This is a genomic window from uncultured Nevskia sp. (assembly GCF_903885465.1).
In the GTDB taxonomy this organism is placed as follows: Bacteria; Pseudomonadota; Gammaproteobacteria; order Nevskiales; family Nevskiaceae; genus Nevskia.
In genome coordinates this window covers 1-5739 of sequence record NZ_CAISIQ010000006.1, presented here as the reverse complement: position 1 = coordinate 5739, position 5739 = coordinate 1, and the positions used below count along the sequence as shown (strand labels likewise).

3 protein-coding genes and 1 pseudogene are annotated in these 5739 nt (G+C 64.5%); 2 read left to right on the top strand and 2 right to left on the bottom strand.

Features of this window, described 5'->3' with window-relative positions; genetic code table 11:
- Window positions 1-659 (top strand): annotated as a pseudogene (locus QZY06_RS00170) (AMP-binding protein); the annotation flags it as partial.
- A gap of 67 nt (window positions 660-726) precedes the next feature.
- On the opposite strand, the gene QZY06_RS00165 reads toward QZY06_RS00170, so the two are convergent.
- Window positions 727-2520 (bottom strand): sigma-54-dependent Fis family transcriptional regulator, encoded by a 1794-nt coding sequence (locus QZY06_RS00165; protein WP_295678635.1) that lies wholly within the window; start codon window positions 2518-2520, stop codon window positions 727-729.
- A 310-nt stretch (window positions 2521-2830) separates the two neighbouring features.
- Here QZY06_RS00165 and QZY06_RS00160 point away from each other — a divergent pair, with 310 nt between their 5' ends.
- Window positions 2831-4465 (top strand): NAD(P)/FAD-dependent oxidoreductase, encoded by a 1635-nt coding sequence (locus tag QZY06_RS00160; RefSeq protein ID WP_295678633.1) that lies wholly within the window; start codon window positions 2831-2833, stop codon window positions 4463-4465.
- A 203-nt stretch (window positions 4466-4668) separates the two neighbouring features.
- On the opposite strand, the gene QZY06_RS00155 is transcribed toward QZY06_RS00160, so the two are convergent.
- Window positions 4669-5547 (bottom strand): fatty acid desaturase, encoded by an 879-nt coding sequence (locus QZY06_RS00155; protein ID WP_295678632.1) that lies wholly within the window; start codon window positions 5545-5547, stop codon window positions 4669-4671.
- Window positions 5548-5739 lie beyond the last annotated feature (192 nt).

Below are 5739 nucleotides of genomic sequence, written 5' to 3'. Positions count from 1 at the left end.
CCTGCACGCAGCCGCTGCCCGGCCTGTTCGCCGATGTCGTCGACGAGATGGGCGAGCCGGTGGTCGGCAAGACTGCCGGCGGTTATCTGGTCATCACCAAGCCCTGGCCATCGATGCTGCGCACCATCTGGGGCGACAACGAGCGCTACAAGAAAACCTATTACGGCCAGTTCCCGGTGCGCCCGGACGGCACCCATCTCTACGTCGCCGGTGATTCCACTCATCGCGACGAAGACGGCTACTACTGGATTCTCGGCCGCACCGACGACGTGCTGAACGTCTCCGGCCACCGCCTGGGCACGATGGAAGTGGAGTCCGCCCTGGTCTCGCATCCCAGAGTTGCCGAAGCCGCCGTCGTCGGCCGTCCGCACGAGGTCAAGGGCGAAGCGGTCTGCGCCTTCGTCATCTGCAAGGGCGTGCGCCCGACCGGCGACGAAGCGCTGGCGCTGATCAAGGAACTGCGCGAACACGTCGCCAAGGAAATCGGCCCGATCGCCAAGCCGGACGATATCCGCCTCGCCGACGGCCTCCCGAAAACCCGCAGCGGCAAGATCATGCGCCGGCTGCTGCGCTCGATCGCCAAGGGGGAAGAGATCACGCAGGACGTGTCGACCTTGGAGAATCCGGGGATCGTGGCGCAGCTGGCGGGCAAAGCCTGATCGGCTGAAATTACTCGTTGCAAACAAGAACGGCGCCTTCGGGCGCCGTTCTTGTTTGCCAACAGACTCAATCCAGCATCGTTCCGCCCTGTTGCCTCTTCACCCGATACTCCACCTGCCCCCGTTGCAGGCACAGCAGCCGAGCAGCAGCCGACAGATTCCCGTCCGCCTGCTCCATGGCGCAATCGACGAGCAGCGTTTCGATCTCCTTCAACGAAGGCACCGCCTTCAGCAGATCGGCAGCGAGGCGCCGCCGCGGGTCGCTGGCATCCAGCGTGGTGGTGATGCCGGTCGGCACCAGCGCGCCCTGCGCGCCGAGATTGAACGACGCCGGCCGCAGCTTCTCGCCACCGGCGAACAGATGCTGGACATCGATCGCACCGCCACCTTCGGCGAGGATCACGGCACGCTGGACCATGTTCTCCAACTCGCGGACGTTGCCCGGCCAGTCGTAATCCCACAGGGCATCCCAGGCGCGCGGCGTGAGGCCCTGGACAGCCTTCGCGAAGCGCTGCGTATAGCGATCGAGGAACAGCGAGACCAGCAGCGGCACATCCTCGCGGCGTTCGCGCAGCGGCGGAATCTCGATCGGGAACACGTTGAGTCGATAGAACAGATCGGTGCGGAAGCGGCCGGCTTCCATCTCGACGCGCAAGTCGCAGTTCGCGGCGCTGACGATGCGCACGTCGATCTTGCGCACCTGGGTGCCGCCGACGCGTTCGATCTCCCGTTCCTGGATCGCGCGCAGCACCTTGCCCTGCGCGGGCAGCGGCAGACTGGAGATTTCGTCGAGGAACAGCGTGCCGCCATCGGCGCGCTCGAAGCGGCCGGCGCGGGCGTGGTCGGCGCCGGTGTAGGCCCCGCGTTCAACACCGAACAGCTCGGCCTCGACCAGTTCGGGCGGGATCGCCGCGCAGTTGATCGACACCATCGGCTTAGCCGCGCGCGGGCTGATCGAATGCATCGCGCGTGCGAAGCATTCCTTGCCGACACCGCTTTCACCGCGGAACAGCACGGTGGAATCGGTCGGCGCGACGCGGCGCACGAGGTTGGCCACCGCATTGAAACCGGGCGAGGCGCCGACGAAGCCTTCGAAGTTGGTCGCCGTTGCGGCGCGTGCCGTCACGGCGTCGGCAGGCGGGTTGAAGTCGGGGGCCCGCGACTTCACCGGCGCAGTGACGAAACTGTCGGCCTGCAGGAAGCCGATTTCGGATTCGCTGAGGTCGTCCCAAGCGGCGAGCGGCTTGCCGATGACCCGGCAGTGCGCGTGACCCATCGCCACACATTCCACTTCGCGCCAGTAGATCGGCACGCCGGTGACGGCGGTGCAGTAGCCGTCGGCATAGCCACGCATCACCCAGCAGGCCGGCTCGCCGCTGAGGCCGATCTGCTGCAGGTGCGCCTCGGCTTCCCAGGGCGCGGTCCACAGGAAGTCGCCCCAGAACTCGCCCTTCGCGGGATCGAAGCGCATGGCATCGATCGGCAGCGTGCGAACGAAGCCTTCGGTTTCGCGCAGCCGCGGTCCGAGTGCCAGTGCGTGCGCCAGATCTTCCGGATTCAGCGCCCGCACCCGCTGGCCATCGTCGAAGCCCTGCCGGTAGCCGAGCCGGGTCAGCAGTTCGCGGGTGCCGGCGAGACCCAGCCTGGTGATCAGTTCACGGCGCAGTTCCGCGAACGACTGCGCATGCATCAGCAGCATGCGCTGGCCGAACAGCTGGATGTGGCCGGCATCCGGCGAGAAGCGCAGGTGCTCGGCAACCGCACGCGACAGGCGCGCGGCTTCGTCTTCGCCAGCCGCCGGCACGGTGCCGGCTTTCGGTCGACGGCGTCGGCTGGTCTTCGCAGATTCGGGGCTGGGCATCGCGGCAACTCTGGTCGGCAGAGGCTTGAGCCTGATCCATAAAAATCGGCACTGCAATTAGCCATCAATGCAGAAAAATAAGAAAAAGCAATTTCTTGGGCGCTCGCTCCAGAGGGAGGCAAGGAAATTAAGTCATCAATAACAACAGGTTAAATATTGACAAGCGCTTGGCAAACGCTTTGCAACACTTACTGCGAGAACGGAACGCGATTCACATTTTTAGACCGAACCCTCGCAAGAGGCTTCGTGTCCTGAATGACGCCGAACCGGCCCGAACACCCACCAGAACATCCTTGAGGAGGAGAAACCCATGGACGCATCGCCGCCCCCGAGCCCGGACAAAGGCTCCAGCACCCCGTACGACGCTGTCGTCGTCGGCGCCGGCATCGCCGGCCTGTACATGCTTCACCGACTGAGGCAGGCCGGCCTGAAGGCGATCTGTTTCGAGGCCGGCGAAGGCGTCGGCGGCACCTGGTACTGGAACCGCTACCCCGGCGCGGCCTGCGACTTCGAGAGCCTCGAATACTCCTACTCGTTCAGCACGGAACTTGAGCAGGACTGGAAGTGGTCGACGCGCATGGCGCGACAACCCGAGATCCTGGCCTACCTGAACCACGTCACCGACCGCTTCGATCTGCGCCGCGACATCCACTTCTCGACCCGGGTGAGCGCCGCGCACTTCGACGACAGCAGCCAGCTCTGGGCCATCCGCACGGACCAGGGCGACAGCATTTCCGCACGTCACTGCGTGATGGCTACCGGCTGCCTGTCCACACCAACGCCGATCGCTTACCCGGGTGCCGACCGCTTCAAGGGCCGCATCCTGCGCACCGCGTTCTGGCCGAAGGAGCCTGTCGACTTCACCGGCCTGCGGGTCGGTGTGGTCGGCACCGGTTCGTCGGCGATCCAGGCCATTCCGATCATTGCCGAACAGGCGGCACACCTGACCGTCTTTCAGCGCACGCCCAACTTCAGCGTGCCAGCCGGCAACGGGCCGATGAATCCGGACGACGAGCGCCGGGTCAAGGCGAGCTATGCCGATCTGCGCGCCCGCGAGTGGGATTCCGATGTCGGCATCTGCGCACGCCTGGCGCCGGAGACGCGACGCGCGCTCGACGTCAGCGACCAGGAGCGCGAAGCCGAATACGAGAAGCGTTGGGCGGCCGGCGGCCTGTACTTCTACTGCAGCTTCGTCGACCTGCTCACCGACAAGGCCGCGAACGCGACGATCACCGCGTTCGCGCAGAAGAAGATTCGCGAGAAGGTCAAAGACCCCGTCGTCGCCGAACGACTCGTGCCGAAGGACTATCCGTTCGGCGCCAAGCGCATCTGCGCCGATACCGGCTATTACGAGACCTACAACCGCGACAACGTGCGACTGGTGGATGTGAAAGCCGAACCGATCCGCGAGATCGTGCCGGAGGGCTTGAAGGTGGGCAACGAGGTCCACGAACTCGACGTGCTCATCTTCGCCACCGGCTTCGATGCGATGACCGGCACTCTGCTCAACATCGACATCCGGGGCCGCGACGAACTCGCGTTCAAGGACCACTGGAAAGAAGGGCCGCGCAGCCTGTACGGGATCATGCCGTCCGGCTTCCCGAACCTGTACATCACCACCGGACCGGGCAGTCCGTCCGTGCTCTACAACATGGTGCTCGGCAACCAGTACCACGTCGACTGGATCATGGGCTGCATCGAGCACCTGGCAAGCTCCGGGCACACGACCATCGAAGCCAAGCCGGAGCCGGAAAGCGCCTGGCGCGACACAGTCAACGCGATCGGCAAGATGACCTTGTTCGGCGAAGCCAGCTCCTGGTACATGGGCGACAACGTGCCCGGCAAGCCACGCGTGGTGCTGCCCTACCTCGGCGGCTTCCGGTCGTACAAGAAGATCTGCGATGAAGAAGCCGAACGCGGCTATCCCAGCTGCTCGATCGCCTGAAGGGCATTCGGCGGGTGGCTTCGTGCCGCCTGCCGCGTTCGCTGACGCGGAGTTCGAGCCGACTGGCTATCCACCGAATGAGGCGCTCCAACTGACGCGATCAGTTATGGAAAGAACGGCGCCTTTGGGCGCCATTCTTTTTTTGGGAGCTGCCAGCGTCGACGGCGCGAAGTACAGCCTGGGAAGGCAGGTTTGATCGGCGGCTATCGCTCACGGCGACTGAAAACCCCGATGATCGGCGTCCCGTGAGCCCGCATGACCGGTTCGATGCGCCGGTGCAGAGCGTGGTAGCGATAGAACGGCACCCGCGGGAACAGATGGTGGATCGAGTGCAGGTTCTGTCCGAGCCAGAACCACTCCAGCGGCTTCATCCACTTCGGCATGATCAGGCTGTTGGTGTTGCGATACCGGGTCGCATCTTCGTAGGGATGGTGAGGGCGGTAGGCGAACCAGTACACGGTGAAGTACGCGCCGATCAGATAGCCGGCCAAGATCATCGTGAGGTCCGACTCGCGCGCTACCAGCAGCACGAAGGCCACGCGCCAGCCGATCGAGACCGATACTTCCGTCCAGTAGATCATCCGCTCCCGGAGCGGTGCCGTAGCCCAGTACTCGCGGAACAGAAAGGTGTTCTGCACCCACAGGAAGCGGAGACCGAAAACCACGAACGCCAGCAATCCGCGCCGCATGCCGCTGACGATGAAATCCGGATCCTTGTCCGGCTGATTGGTGTAACGGTGATGGGTGAAGTGCTCCACCCTGTGCGTGGAGAAAGGCACGCTGATCAGCGGCGCGACCAGATACCCGCAGAGATCGTTGAGCCACTGGTAGCGATCCTGGCCGCCGTGGATGTTGCCGTGGGCCGCCTCGTGCAGCGGCGTGTACGACAGGTAGGTCAGCACGGCACAGATCGGGATCGCCGCCCACAGGGGCATCAGCCCGTTCGCGAACAAGGCGAGATTCGCGATGAAGGCCGCCAGCACCAGGACCACGAGCAGCACCGTCGGCCATGCCACCTCGCCGGTGTACTCTCGGGCCGCGGCGATGGCCTGCTTGTTCAGTGCGTTCAGATCTTGCTGCATGACGTGCTCCCTATCCGCTTCGACGATGCGTAATCTTAGGTGCGGTCGGCTTTTCGTCACAGGACATTGCGGGCCTGCGTAGACGCATTTCCGGCCAGCCATGGCGAGGCCGGGGCAACCGCAGCGGAGAGGGAACAGGATTGTCCGAGGACACAAGCATCCGCCACCCGATGGCGATCGGCCAAGTCATGG

What these genes read in the sequence shown, in the direction of transcription:
- QZY06_RS00165 (WP_295678635.1), bottom strand. Translation starts at nt 2,520, where the DNA reads ATGCCCAGCCCCGAATCTGCGAAGACCAGCCGACGCCGTCGACCGAAA.
- QZY06_RS00160 (WP_295678633.1), top strand. Translation starts at nt 2,831, where the DNA reads ATGGACGCATCGCCGCCCCCGAGCCCGGACAAAGGCTCCAGCACCCCG.
- QZY06_RS00155 (WP_295678632.1), bottom strand. Translation starts at nt 5,547, where the DNA reads ATGCAGCAAGATCTGAACGCACTGAACAAGCAGGCCATCGCCGCGGCC.